Annotated in this window: 8 protein-coding genes and 1 pseudogene; 6 read left to right on the top strand and 3 right to left on the bottom strand. The window is 53.6% G+C overall.

What is annotated here, in order from left to right:
- The first annotated feature begins 283 nt into the window (after window positions 1–283).
- The 5 genes and pseudogenes from ACYZTU_RS05665 to ACYZTU_RS05645 all read left to right on the top strand — a co-directional run bounded on the left by ACYZTU_RS05665 (window position 284) and on the right by ACYZTU_RS05645 (window position 7,666).
- Window positions 284–904, top strand: coding sequence for a recombinase family protein (locus ACYZTU_RS05665; RefSeq protein WP_461968607.1), 621 nt, complete (start codon window positions 284–286; stop codon window positions 902–904).
- A gap of 659 nt (window positions 905–1,563) precedes the next feature.
- The gene (locus ACYZTU_RS05660) at window positions 1,564–3,279 is read left to right on the top strand and encodes a site-specific DNA-methyltransferase (RefSeq protein ID WP_461968605.1); all 1,716 of its coding nucleotides are present in this window, start codon (window positions 1,564–1,566) and stop codon (window positions 3,277–3,279) included.
- Complete coding sequence (locus ACYZTU_RS05655) at window positions 3,276–5,840, top strand: DEAD/DEAH box helicase (RefSeq protein WP_461968603.1); 2,565 nt, start codon at window positions 3,276–3,278, stop codon at window positions 5,838–5,840. Before ACYZTU_RS05660 ends, ACYZTU_RS05655 begins: the two co-directional genes overlap by 4 nt.
- 56 nt (window positions 5,841–5,896) lie before the next feature.
- Window positions 5,897–6,220: pseudogene (locus ACYZTU_RS05650) on the top strand (recombinase family protein); the annotation flags it as partial.
- Between the two features lie 108 nt (window positions 6,221–6,328).
- Entirely contained in the window at window positions 6,329–7,666 is a 1,338-nt protein-coding gene (locus tag ACYZTU_RS05645) for an IS4 family transposase (RefSeq protein ID WP_461968601.1), read from the top strand.
- 339 nt (window positions 7,667–8,005) lie between these two features.
- Here ACYZTU_RS05645 and ACYZTU_RS05640 read toward each other — a convergent pair whose 3' ends face one another.
- The 3 genes from ACYZTU_RS05640 to ACYZTU_RS05630 form a co-directional block, all read right to left on the bottom strand.
- On the bottom strand, window positions 8,006–8,980 hold the full coding sequence (locus tag ACYZTU_RS05640) for a hypothetical protein (protein ID WP_461968600.1): 975 nt from the start codon (window positions 8,978–8,980) through the stop codon (window positions 8,006–8,008).
- A gap of 728 nt (window positions 8,981–9,708) precedes the next feature.
- Complete coding sequence (locus ACYZTU_RS05635; protein WP_461968598.1) at window positions 9,709–10,527, bottom strand: hypothetical protein; 819 nt, start codon at window positions 10,525–10,527, stop codon at window positions 9,709–9,711.
- A 107-nt stretch (window positions 10,528–10,634) separates the two neighbouring features.
- Entirely contained in the window at window positions 10,635–11,519 is an 885-nt protein-coding gene (locus ACYZTU_RS05630) for a peptidoglycan recognition protein family protein (protein ID WP_461968596.1), read from the bottom strand.
- Window positions 11,520–12,215: 696 nt separating this feature from the next.
- Here ACYZTU_RS05630 and ACYZTU_RS05625 point away from each other — a divergent pair.
- Window positions 12,216–13,367: a polymorphic toxin type 44 domain-containing protein gene (locus ACYZTU_RS05625; protein ID WP_461968595.1), complete on the top strand. Its 1,152-nt coding sequence runs from the start codon at window positions 12,216–12,218 to the stop codon at window positions 13,365–13,367.
- The last annotated feature ends 390 nt before the right edge of the window (window positions 13,368–13,757 follow it).

Below are 13,757 nucleotides of genomic sequence, written 5' to 3'. Positions count from 1 at the left end.
ACAAAGCGACGTTCCCCTGATAACGACTTTGTACTCGTGTATCTCATAGGAGTACGGAAAGCCTCCGACCAACCATTTCAGGGCAACAGGACGCACTTCCATCAGCGTCTCGACTAAGCCAGGCCGTGGGGTAACAGCCAGGAATGGCCCTATCTATCAATGAAGTAGACAAGTCTGGTAGCCCGGCAACACCCTCAAAACCACTATCAAATAACTATTGCAGATAGCTATACGACTCTATTATCATTGATCTATCGAATTTTAGAGCAAAGGATAGTAGGTCATGAATACTCATCTTTACCTGCGTGCATCAACCAAGGATCAGGATGCCCACCGTGCAAAAGTCGCACTGGAATCATTCGCTGCTGACAAGGGTTTGAATATCACCGGTGTGTACGCCGAGAACATCAGCGGCACCAAACTCCTTCGTCCTGAACTGATGCGCCTTCTGGACACTGCCGAGAAGGGTGAAGTGCTGCTGGTAGAGTCAGTAGACCGCCTGAGTCGTCTCTCACAAGCCGACTGGGACACCCTCAAGTCAACCATCAAGGCCAAAGGACTTCGCTTGGTTGTGGCCGATCTACCCACCAGTCATATGATGGTTGAGGACAAGGGCATCACCGGCCAAATCATGGAAGTAATCAACAGCATGTTGCTAGACCTGATGGCGACAATGGCCCGCCTTGATCAAGAGAAGCGAGTACAGCGGATTAGGGAAGGTCTGGAGAACAAGCGTGCGGCAGAGCCGGAGTGGAAACCAACAGGCAAGGGACGGAATCAAGCGAAGTGGGACAAGGTAGCAGGCTTGCTTAAGCGGAATGGCAACACCGTGGAAGAAATCGCCAAGATCGCGGACGTGGGAATTGCTACCGTGTACCGCATCAAGAGGGAGCTGACTCTGTAAGCCCCACCAGCGTGACATCAGCCGCTACGGGCGGTTTTTCGTGCCAGTCATATTTTGAATTTGTAGCCGCTGACAGCGAGGTGGCACGGTAGTGGCATCAAGGTCCGACCCATCCTGAATAGGATTTTCACCATTCTGCCAGATGCCACAGCGATATTCCGCCACAGATTCACAAGTGATACTCGGCCAGGGGCAAAGGTCGATTATGAAAATTTCAGGTAGCAACTGATTGGGAAAATACCCGATATTCGACTACGTCCTTTGGTGTGGATATCTGTGAGTCCGCCTTAGCTTTTTGGCTTGAGGATGTCTTTTAGGAAAGGAAATTCTACAACCCACGTCAAGTCGATCTGCTGTCTCAACGCCTAGTCGCTCATCGTATGTTTGCCGATTCCGGCTGCAGCAACCTGCTATCGCCATCCGGTTCAATACATCATAATGCGCCGATTAAGTAGAGCCTTCTCTTCGCTCCCCATGGACGTACCAGACAAGCTATCCACCGGTTAGCTTCCCCCTATTCATTAGGCACAGGCGCTGCCCTGACGCTCAGTCGAAAGTCTGTTCCGTCGAGAAGCTCATCAGCTACTGCTGTGAACTGCACGGCCTCGGCCTGGACGCCAGGAGCGTCACATGCCCACAACTAGAAACCAGAGGAAAGCTTGAGCGCCTTAGACTATTCCGCCTTGACAAAAGAGCAGCTCATCGAAGTGCTCAAACGTCGTGATGTACAAGCCCACTACGGCCTGCATTGGGAGCGTCAGAGCATCGAACGAGACAACGCGCTGAACCGAGATTTTGTTGGTTTCGAGCTTGTACCTGAATATTCCTGCGGTGCAGGTCCGTGGGAAGACCTCGTCATTGAAGGCGATAATTACGACGCACTGAGACACCTAGCGACCACCCACGCGGAGCAGTTTCACCTCATTTACATCGACGTTCCGTACAACACGGGTAACAAAGATTTCGTTTACAACGACCACTTCTTCGACCCTCGAAACCGCTACAGGCACAGTACCTGGCTGGAGTTCATCTATCAGCGCCTGGTATTGGCTAAGGCGCTGCTGCGGGAAGACGGCGCTATCGTCGTCAGCATCGACGACAACGAGCTCTTCAACATGGGATTGCTCATGAACCAAGTATTTGGTGAACGCAGCTTCTTGGCTAACTGCATCTGGCAAAAACGCTACAGCCGTGAAAACCGAAGCGCCATCGGCGACGCTCACGAATACCTATTGATATATTCGCCTAATCCTGACGCCTTCAAGCAACGGAGAGGCAAGCTGACCCTAGGCGATAAACAAAAAGCAGTTTACAGGGATACAGGGCATCCTCGAGGTAAGTGGCGAGCCGTATCGCTCTCAGCACAGGGCTTCCGACCAAATCAGATGTACGAGATTACGTCGCCCAGCACAGGTAAGGTGTTTAGCCCACCCGAGGGAGGCTGCTGGAAAGTTATCAAATCAAAATACGAGGAGCTTCTGGCACAAGGGCTCATTTACTTCGGCAAGGACGGCAATGCGATGCCGAGCCGGATGCAGTTCCTGGAAGATATTGATGGCATGACACCATGGACTTGGTGGCCCCACGAAGAAGTTGGCCATACCGATGAGGCACGCAAAGAGATTCAGAACATCTTCGGCACCCAAACGGCATTTGATACTCCGAAGCCCACCCGACTGATGGAACGCGTCCTGCAAATCTGCGCACCAGAAAAAGATGCCAAGGTACTTGATTTCTTCGCAGGCTCAGGCACCACAGCCCATGCACTGCTCCGAATGAACAATGCTGACGGCGGCAAGCGACGGTTCGTAATGGTTTCCAGCCGTGAATCGACTGTCGACAACCCTGACAAGAACCTTTGTCGCGACATTTGCGCTACTCGTATTCGCAAAGCAATCGAAGGTTACTCCTCAGAAAAAACAGGAGCCGTTGAGCCGCTCGGAGGATCATTCGCGTATGTGAAGGCGTCACCAGTCCCGATGCACCGATTTGAGGAACAGCTCTCGGACTCAATGGTGTGGACGTTCGCGCTACAAGCTAGCGGGCATGCTCTTAGCCCTGCACAACAAGGACTTTCTACATCCCTAAATGGCAATCACCTAGTCGCCTATTGCGCAAACACAAAGCCTTCAACAGTGGCGGCGCTTAGCGCGGCACTAGTCCATCATAAAGGCCCTGCCGTAGTACTCAGCTGGGCTGTCCAGGCGGTGCAGGAAGCCCTGGTCGGAATAGATACCAATGCAAGCTATGTGGCCGTCCCGCAGGATCTTCAGCGCGCCTTCCGACAAGGCAATGCACAGGCTCGAGAGCCCGAGCCACCCCAAACAGAGGCCTGGGATTTGCCAGCCACTCATGACAAGGAAGAACAATCGTGAGTCGAACCATTCCGATGCAATTCCAGAACCGTCACATCGACGTGCTGGTCGACCGGTTTACTGCTCTTAAGTCCAGTTACGATGCGCTTGGTTCGACGCCAGATATGGCGGAACTTGCGAGGCTTCGCCGCGATGGTGCTTGCGTACTACTGCAAGCACCTACCGGAATTGGCAAAACTTTGATGGCTTGCGAGTTCATGGCGAGGTTTTCGCCGATGGACCGTGTGCTCTGGTTCTGGTTTGCGCCTTTCACAGGAGTTCTCTCCCAAGCAAAAGGATCGCTCAAACGACAAGCCCCAAGTCTCGTGCAATTGGATATCGACACCGACCGGCAGGTCGAGAAGCTTACGCCTGGCGCTGTCTTCGTCTTGAGCTGGCAGACAGTAGCGGCTCGGTCTCGCGACTCCCGAATAGTTCGACAAACTGGCGACGTTGGAATGGCAGTTGACGATCTGATTAAAGCGGCCAGACACGCGGGGTTTCGCATTGGGGTTGTTGTCGACGAAGCCCATCACGGGTTTGTTCGTGCCACAGAAGCCGGGCGCTTTTTCGCCGAAGTCATGTCCCCAGATTACGTTCTACTAATGACCGCTACGCCACGCGATACTGATGCAGCCAAGTTTGCCCAGCAGACGGGCTACCGAATCGGAGGCCCTAACGAGTGGGCGTCCGTCACGCGTGTAGAAGGCGTAGACGCGCAGCTTCTCAAGAAGAGCGTGAAGGCCGCGCGATTCATAGCCCAGAACCAGGACGACGCGCAATTACTCGCCTTCGAAGAGGTCGCTCTGTCAGAGGCGGCTGCCATGCACCGACTTATCAAAAAGACCTTGGCTGACATAGGTGTTGGCCTGACCCCGTTAATGCTGGTGCAAGTACCGAATGGCGGCCAAATGCTGGAGAAAGCAAAGAGCTATTTAGTGAATACTTTGCGCTTCCCCGAGACTGCCGTTCGAAGCCACACCTCAGACGAGCCAGATCCGAACTTATCTGCACTTGCAGATGACCCGCAGGTTGAAGTCATCCTGTTCAAAATGGCCATTGCAACCGGTTTCGACGCACCTAGGGCATTTACCCTCGCCGCGCTTCGTGGAGCTCGCGACGCAAACTTCGGTATCCAAGTGGTCGGGCGCATTATGAGAGTACACCGGCTCCTTCAAGGCAGGCTCGATGAAGTCCCCCCGTTATTGCATTATGGCTATGTCTTTCTGGCCAACGGTGAGGCACAGGAAGGATTGCTCAATGCTGCAGCGCAAATCAACCAGCTCCCAGACCAACTGGCGGCTGCTTCGCCGGCCACTGTCGTCACCATCATTGGCGGACAGGCTAGCGTGCAAGTAGCTAAGACCGGGCAGACTTTCTCTCTTCTCGCGAATCAGTACGTCTCGGAAACACCCCTACTGACAGCAAATGTCGACGAGCCTTCCGGTAGCGCCTCTGAGACGCCCGTACCAATAGGAAAACTCCTACCCGTCCAGAGCGAGCAGGCTGATTTGTTTCAGGTATTGGCCACTCCCATCAATACAACCTCCGCAGGGGGCAATGAGGCTCCCGCTGACCCACTGCATCCGAGGCTAGCCCATGGATATGCGGAGACGTCCCCGTTGGCTCGGGCGTTCCAACTTGAGGCCGAATCAGCCGGGTTCAGCTACTCACTCAGATCAACGGGCCCACGGTCTTTCCTGACAGAAATCCTTCCTGCTTTGCCTGAAGACTTTGAGCTAAGGCTTGCCCAGCATATCGACTTTTCTCGTGTACTTGGCGATAGATTGAAGGTGCGATCGAGGGTTACTGAGCGCGTGACCGACTTGTTCATGACCGGTACCACCCCCGAAGACAAGGATGTATGGGCAACGGTGTCTTCGGTCGCCATCGCTCATCGGGCTCGTCAGATCGCTTTCAAATTCGAGGATGTTGACCGACGTGAGCTACTTCAGGCACTGCGCAATCGCTTCCGAGAAGTGCTGGTAAGTGAAGGGCATGAGCCACCGGATAGCGAAGAGGAACTAACCAGGCAATTGGAGCTAGTGCTGGTTCGTAACGATAAACTCATTCGTGACGCCCACAAGCGACTAAGGGCAGAGCAGGTCGGTACGGCAATCGTGCCGCTTCCGGCATCGGTCTCCTCGACGCTCCCATTGGAGCCGGCTGTACGAAACCTCTATGGTGTATTTCCTGACGACCTGCGCCCGCAGGAGCGGGAGTTTGCTGAGATGCTCGATACCTCGGAGCAAGTATTGTGGTGGCACCGCAACCCAGTTAAGAAGCCCTTTTCGGTCGCCTTGTACGGTTGGGCTGATGGTGTTGGCTACTTTCCCGATTTTGTCGTCGGCGTGACCGAGCGTACTGAAGGAGCTGGTGTCGCACTGAGCGAGGTCAAAGGCCCACATCTCCAGCAGTATGAAAAATCAAAAGCAGGGGCTCACCACATCACCTATGGTCGAGTTTACATGGTCGGCAAGGCAGGCACCGAAGGCAGCTTCCGACTGTGGCGCCTCGCTAATGAAAGCCAGGCTTTAGTCGACGATGGCCCTTTCGAAGTTCAACGGATGCGATATTCCTAGAGCTGACACGCACCACTGGCCGGAAGGGTCCGCCTATGAGCTAAACAACTACACTTCAGACCGTCAAGCATTTGGCTACTTGCTACATTCATGTGCACTGCCTCGCCCTTGGCGGCGTGGACCTAACCAGTGCGGCAGGCAAGATGACCATGCAGGTGCTGGGTGCCGTGGCAGAGTTTGAACGTGACCTGCTGATCGAACGTACGCAGTCGGGCTTGAAGCGAGCAAAGGCCGAAGGTAAAAAGCTGGGAAGACCAGAGGCAAAGGGCACCACAAAAGCAGTGTTTCATCACAAGGCATTGAATATGACGCAGGCAGAGGTAGCAGCTGTCCTTAAAATCGGTATTGCCACCGTCAAGCGACACTGGAACAAGGCCTAACCCACTCTGTAAGCCCCGCACTTGGCGCAATGCTGTTCACTTAAGGATTGTTGACTAATTCTCAGACAGCAGGAAAATCCGGAATCTGATAAGGATTCCGGATTTTTTATGTCTGTTGCTCAGGATTTAAGCGCTGTTCTGGACTTCGCTGAACAGCCACTCTCACGCCTTGGGGTGTTCACCGATCACATTCCTCAGGATTGGATCACCGCTGCGGCCGCTCTGGCGGACAAAGCGACTATCCGACGTCGACGCCTGCCTTCGGACATGGTCCTTTGGCTGGTAGTGGGGATGGCGCTTTTCAGAGGAGAGCCAATAGTTGAGGTCGCTCGCCGACTCAATATCTGTGCCGACGGCCTTGCCAATGAAGTGCTTTTGGCCAAAAGCGGCCTGTCTCAGGCGCGCCAGCGCCTGGGTAACCAGCCCGTGGCCTGGCTGTTTCAGCAGTGCGCCAATACCTGGGGATACGAGCGCTACCCGCAAGACGACTGGCACGGCCTTCAGGTTTTTGCCGTCGACGGTGCCTTGTTTCGAACCCCGGAAACGTCATCATTGCGCGAACATTTTGGCTCCGGCAATACCTCCTCCGAGCGTCAAACTCCCTATCCGGTGCTGCGCCTTGTTGCGCTGATGAACGCCCGCTCTCACATCATCGCCAATGCGGCTATCAGCCCTTACCGCAAGGGCGAAATCCCGCTGGCCAAGGACTTCGTCGAGACCATACCCAATCATTCGGTGACACTGCTGGACAAAGGTTTTTTCAGTGCAGACTTGTTGTTGAGCATCCAAAGTACTGAGAGAAACCGGCATTGGATGATCCCGGAGCGCAAAGGTACGGTTCGTACAGAGATTGAACACTACGGCGATGGTGATTACCTGGTACAGATGAAAGTCTCGCCGCAGGCACGCAAGAAGAACCCACTTTTGCCTGAGTACTGGCAAGTACGGGCCGTCACCTATGAAGTCGAAGGGAAAGAAAAAACCGTCTTCACCTCGCTGCCGGCCTCACACTTCAGCGCCGAACAGATCGCCAGCCTTTATCACGAGCGATGGGAAATAGAGCTGGGCTTCAGGGATATCAAAAGCTCGATGCAAGACAATGCCTTGACCCTGCGCAGCAAGACCGTGGATCTGGTGTATCAAGAGTTGTGGGGACTGTTACTGGCTTACAACGTGGTACGTCGGGAAGCCAGCCAGGCGGCGGTTGCTCATAAGCGAGCGCCGAGCGAAGTGAGTTTCAAGTTTGCCTGTCGGCACATCGCCAGCCATCTCGTCGTCATGGCTGGAGCAGTGTCGCCGTCACACACACCAAGACGTCTGGAAGAGCTTCGCGGCAGCATCGGTGTGCTTTTCATAACAAAACGCCCCAGACCGGCGAGGCCCAGGGCGGTGAAGATGTCAAAAACCCGGTATCCGGTTAACCGCAAAGCTGCTCCGCTTAAGTGAACAGCATTGCGCACTTGGCGGGGCTTTTCTCTTGTACTCGATATTCGAGGATTGTAGCCGCTGATAGCGGGGTGGCACGGCAGATGCTCTTAACCTCGACCCACCCTGTGCGGGAAATCTGCCGTTCTGCCAGATACCTCGTTGATATTTCGTCACGGATTCAAGGGCGATATTCGATCCTGGGTAGGTGCCGATTTTGAAAAGTTTGGGTATCAGTGGATTTCAAAGGGTGGCTTACGACCGACAGAGAACGACCAATAAAAGTCATTGATATGCTAAGGAGCCCTGCTTCGAGGTAGTTCTGCACTACAGACTCCCGGCCTCAGGCCTTCATCTGACCTATTTCTTCAGCGCCTCAATCGTTGAAGGATCGACGCAATCCGACAGTGCAACATCGATACTGACAGTCCCTGTCGACGCCGCATTTGCTGCTTTGATCGCTAACTCATGGGACGCGTCCCCGCTTACAGACGCCGCTTCTTGCTGCTTCTTCAAATCAGCCCTTTTCTTAACGGTTTCACCGGCCATTCCAACAATCAAGTTTCTCTGCTTGTTGGCTGCATCCTCATTGATCGTTGAGTTTGCCGTGAGCTGATCTATCACACGTTGGCGAAGGTTTAGAACCGCTTTGGAAAGCTTGCCGCCAATCTCTGTCTCAGATCCAATTGAGTCAGCAACATCTCGAGCAGTCTTTGCCATGACCATGTACTGTTGGTCCTGTTCCTGAGCCTTGAAGAGGTTTAAGACCTCTTGGGCATTTAAGGCAGCCTTGGTTTTTCCGACATCAATGAACGATGTCATGACCTCCGCACGTGCAGCAGCAATCCCTTGAATAGCAGTCTGGCTTTGCGCTGCTACGCCCTTCAAACTCGCATCGCCCTGCGCTTTATGAACTGCTTCAGCGACGGAAACGATGCAACTTAGTTCCTTCTGAGCGGCCGAAGCAATCTTTCGCTGATCCTCAGGCTTCACCACCGCATTGAGCCCTACCAAGCTCCCCACGGCTACAGCTAGGCCTTTTAGGACGTCCTCGCCGCCGTCAAAGGCCAACACACCGCCGGTAATCGCGCCAAGGAACCAAGCCGAGTAGGAGCTGAACAAGTTGTACTCGTGCACCCCCTTCGTCAGTTCCGATAATTCACCGTCCAAGGTTGCAGCACACTGCATGGCTTCTGCGTAGTGTTGGGTATTGCACGGGATCCCCGCAGTAGTTGCAGGCTTGAAATCCTGCTGGCTCTTCAGGACCGGGTAAAAAGCACATCCGGAGAAACTCAATGCCACGAGGATAGAGAGAGCAATCGCGCGAGTGTTCATTATTCCAAAGTCCCTTTGACTTGACAGAGTTCTGGTTGTTCTTTTGGGGCTAGCGCTTCATGTATAGCACCTATAACTTTTTGCCACACGTGCGATACGCCATGTGCTTCGAAGCCTGTCTCAAACGGTTCATAACCCACAATCCGCTTTGGATTGAGATTGGCCCTGGCACTTTTGGAAGGTCTGGCAACTTAAAGACATAACGAACTCCGAGACTAAGATCTCTCATCGTTCGACTCAGCCAGGCGTATCGGTAGTTGATCAGCCCTAAAACGCTTTAATGTTAATAAAGCCCTACCCGAATCTTGGGGAGGACCAAGTTAAGGTCTGCAGTCATATACACCTACAGTATTGACTGGGTAGTAGCTAAGGCTTACTGCTGAACGCCTCAGTCAATTTGTTGTAACTGGTCCTGCGACCTGATTGTCACGCCGCTCTCAAGACCCACGCCCGGGGCGCAACTAGCAGTAGCAGAGCAGGGAGAAATAGGAGGAATGGTAGGAAAGCTTGGAGATGGCGCAAGACTGGGGGGCGTCGGCGTCGGCGTCGGCGATGTGGCGGGCTTAATCTCCGCCGAACTCGGGTATCGCCAAGATGGACTAAATATCGGCCTTTCATAATTATCGAAGGTTCTGGGAGCCATAATGGCGTCATCAGCATGTGCAAAGCCGCATAACAGAAACACGCCGAGAGTGATTCTTTCGAGTTTCATTGTTATCTCCCACCTTTTATACGCATGGCATTGTTACGCGCCCCGGAGACTTTCCCTGGTTGGAAATAAAGTCTTGGACCTTGGAAGACCATTCAGAAATAGCCACTTCACAGGTGCTGGTCGCTTCCTTATCGTCAATGTTTATTGTTATGTCTATTTTTATCTTTTGATTGTTGGTGGTCTTGATGGTGTTAAGGAAATCTCCCCAGGTCAATGCTGAGTCGTTGCTGTGTAGGATCTCTCTATATTCCGCTGATCCTGACGCTACCTGGAACTGTGAGGCGTCACCCACTATGCCAAGCCAGAGTCCGTACCTTTCTTCGTGCATGACGACGAAGTTTCTCCAGTCGTACACGTAGTCTTTCCCATTGAGCTTGAACTGTACTTTGGAGTTTCGTACGAATGCATTTAGTGCTGGTTGCGCTTCGTTCGATAGACTTATCGGGACCGTGACGTAGACTGGGGACGCAAGCCTCGTTTCGTCGTCTTTTTCTGGGGATGCCTGTGAGCGGAAATCGATTTGCTTGATTTTCTCTACTCTGACATTGGCGGTACGTAGATTTAGCTGTTCGATTTCCGGGGCACTAAAGAAGCAGATAACGAAAAGTGCAGCTGCTCCAGCAGCCCTTATGGCAAATCCAAGGCCATCGAATTTGAGCCTAAGACTTTCGCCTACAACTCCGCCACCTAAAACAGCAACTGCTAGGGCAAGAATAATCCGCAACGCCTGTGCCAATGTTGTATCCGTGATCGGCTCACCTCGTAGGAGCAGATAGGCAACAAGGCAGATAATTCCGACTCCAGTAAAAAGGACGACTCTCCGCTCGAATTTCATTTTGACTTCCCTGCATTCTATTAAATGGGCGCAAGGTCACTATAGGTAGGGGGTACCTGTCATGCTGTGCATGCGTAGCTTCCTGCGTTTCTCTGGGAGTAGTGAGGTCAATAGCGATTGCCCGAGTACCGGACATCCCAGGCCTCGGGAATAGTCCGCCCATTACCCACGGTGAATGCTGCTCCTCCGTCAGACAGCCCCAATGTGTTTTGGGCCCACAAGCCTACGGTCTGCCAGATCAGTGAGCCCGGATCAGACTGTCGATCCTTGCTGGATTGCCGGTGTGGATGAATGTGGGTCACCTTTCCGCCATTAGCCGCCACTGTGTTCACGATCCACTGCACGGTCGCCTTGGCAGCTTCAGCCTGTACAGTGGGCAGATTCATGGGTTGCCTAGGAGTGGCCAGCTTCTTGGTCTTGGGTTGCCACAGCGTTTTGGGCTGCCCCTCGATACCTGCATACCACCCATCTATCTCTATGCCGACACTGGGCTGGTTGAGTCCGTTGGCGTGGTTGCAAACTTCAGTCAGGTCATAGAGCTGAATGACCTTGCCAGCCCGGGTGATGCAGAAGTGAATGGGTACGCTATGCCACCTCGCGGGCTTTTCGCCAAGGTTGGTCGCCGTCTGATGCAGGACCACGGCCGTGATCTTCGACCAGAGCCGGTACGGCGTGTCTACCGAGCGTCCCGCATGCGGGTGGTTGGCTCGCTCATCGACAATGTTCGCTTCGGACCCACCTTGGTCCAGAGCCTTAAAAGCCATGTCGAGGGCTGCGGCGCCAGCAGGCGTGATGGAATTCGGATGCTCGTCCGTAGGTGCACGGAGCCCCTGTGATACCAGGAAGGCGCCGTAAGCGGACAGGGTCTCATCGCCCAACACACCGTCGACACCAAAGCGCGGTAGGCCATACCCCAGCGCAATAAGCTGCTGCTGCGCAATGGTGACGTATGGATCTTCGGAATTCTTTCTCAGAGGAGCTTGAATGGGCATGATGGTCTCCTGGGGTTGATGGATAGCAGATGTCCAACAGCCAGCAGAGTACTGCCCACCCGGCGCGGCTCGTCGGGCTGCTCAGGGCAGCTGCAGTCCCACCATATCGGGCCGAACATTACGGCCCGGTATGGTGGGACTCTGTCGTCAACCAGCAAACGCTCACTGAAATTCCGTCAATTCCAGCAGTGAGGAGAACAACTGGCGTCCAGCCTGCGGGGCTTCATTGCGTACTTGATGCTAGTAGACGATGAGTCATGTGGCAAACGCGCAAAATGGCGAATGGCTATCAAGCAAAAAGAAGCAAGGACGGGGGGCGCATTTATTTTTCACAGCGTGACGTCCGCTTCTGGCCCAGAGTGTGTAAAAACGCTTCGTCAAAATTGAAGTTTGCGCGTCTATGCGAAATCTGAAAATTATCGACTGCTCAGCCGATCTGGATTTTGCGTAGAAACGCGATTTTCACTCCAACACTGGGCTCCAATCGCGTTGAAAAACGTTTTTACACAGCCTCGGCCGATAGCGGGCCTAGGACGACCATCCACTTGGCCCAGAGACGCCCGTCGTATGGAGTGACACACAAGTTCAGATCTTTCTTACAGACCGCTCACCATCACATGCGTTAACCTCGCGGCGCCTGCAAAATGATCTACGCCTCCACCGACGGGGGCTTTTTATGCACGACAAGGACGACGAATGATTTCCTCTGCTCGATTGGGTGACAAACATGTCTGCCCATTACCGGGACACGGTATTACCCCGATTGCCACTGCCTCCGCTGACACGAACATCAACTTCATGGGTTCTGCACGCGTAGGCGATACCTGTGGGTGTGGCGCTGTTATCACGACCGGCTTTCCTTCCATTCAAGTGAACGGCCGTCCCATGGCTCACTTGGGCAGTCCAACCAGCCATGGCGGAACCATCATCACCGGGTCAAGCGATGTTGGCGGTGGGTTTGTCATGGGGGATGCTGGTGGTGCAACAATCATCAACTTCATGGCGCTCGGAGCATTCCGACCAGACGGCACTGTGGACGATGAGAAAATGGCCACACTGCTGGCTGATCCAAAACTGAAGGAGAAGGCAACCGCTGCAAATGCCCTTGTAGATCCTAAGGCAGCTGTTAAGCAACCGGACGCGAAGCCTGAACCAGGGGCGGAACCCGCCGTTTGCAATCATCCTGACGAAATAGAAGGGCTGGCCAACTACATTGCCGGTGAGATGAACCGAAATATATTGAGTTCGGAAGTCTTAGAGATGCAAAGGCTTAATAACTATGATCCCGCTTCGCCGGACAGGGAGCCCCCGCGAATCACAGGCTTGGGCGGACCAGCAGCCCGTGCCCTGAACAAATACAGGGACACAGCTACATCGTGGATAATCTGGGCAAACAAAGTAGGCCCACATATGGATTGGGATCATAAACCGAAGCTTCGTAAGCTATTTGTTGGCCTGCACCATAAACAGGGGGCCTACGAGTACTTTTACGACATCTGGTCGAACATCCACTATGGATACGTTGGAATCATAGGAGGCTTGTCAGAGAGCGAGCTACTGGATGGCGCAGGGGCTGCACAATTTTTGTCTGACGCCGCTACCAAAGCCGGCGAGATGAGCAAGCCTGAAGCGGAGAGAGTGCATCCCGGTCCACATACTACGGCGAGTCCATGGACTGAACCGCGATCATGGGACGACGTTGCCGATAGGGTTTCCATTGAAATTGGGATGAAGCTCGCCAAACAGCATCCCACAGGGGAAGTAACCGCGAAGATGATCATGGATGAAGTTTTAGCCGTACCACCAGCGAACTGGGGGGATGGAATCCGTGCCCATAAATGCCAGTAAGCGTCGGACGTGGTACAAGCGGATACTGTGGATACCTGTGTTGTATGTAATGTTCACTCACTGGGACATAGCTTTGCCGACCGTGAATGTTCACTACTCTAAAGCTGGGCGAGATGAGCTCCGGTACATCTGGAATGTCCATGACCGGATTTACAAAGGTGGAATGCTTCCTGGAGGCGGTGCGGTTGATAATGGGGTGCTCTTCCCAGGCGACGAATTCTTCATAGAATTTTCGTGGTGGAGCAAAAAAGAAGGGCGTAATCATTGCATCAGCATCTCGCCGAAGTGGCCCAACACCGACATCTACCTAGACGCAGATGGCAACATCGACATGCGAAAAGACAGCGGAACTGACGCAGACAGGTTGAAAGAGTGTCAATGGGACCGAGT

The organism is Pseudomonas sp. HLT2-19-2, assembly GCF_054898005.1.
The sequence above is the reverse complement of the archived record's forward strand: the minus strand, read 5'-3'. Positions and strand labels throughout refer to the sequence as shown.